The following is a 412-nucleotide window of genomic DNA, read 5'->3' as shown; positions in this document are numbered from 1 at the left end:
GCCTGGTTCCAGCTGTAGTTTACGGTGGCGAAAAAGCCCCTGAATCCATCAGCATGCTGGCTAAAGAAGTTGCCAAACTGCTCGAAAACGAAGCGGCTTACAGCCACATCATCGAGCTGAACGTTGGCGGCACCAAGCAAAACGTAATCATCAAGGCTCTGCAGCGTCACCCGGCCAAAGGCCACGTGATGYACGCTGACTTCGTACGCGTAGTTGCTGGCCAAAAGCTGACCGCTATCGTTCCAGTGCACTTCATCAACGAAGCTGCTCCGGTGAAGAAAGGCGGCGAGATTTCGCACGTTGTTGCTGAAATCGAAGTGTCCTGCCTGCCGAAAGACCTGCCTGAATTCATCGAAGTTGACCTGGCTAACGCCGAAGTCGGCTCGATCATTCACCTGTCCGACATCAGCGC

General features: G+C 54.3%; 1 protein-coding gene. It reads left to right on the top strand.

Annotated features, from left to right (window positions below):
• A partial coding sequence (locus AC1DLB_RS32260) for a 50S ribosomal protein L25 (protein ID WP_477786567.1) occupies positions 1–412 on the top strand: 412 nt, incomplete at both ends.

Source organism: Pseudomonas sp. 05N434 (assembly GCF_056396965.1).
Note: the sequence above shows the minus strand (reverse complement) of the source record. Positions and strands in the feature narration are given on the sequence as shown.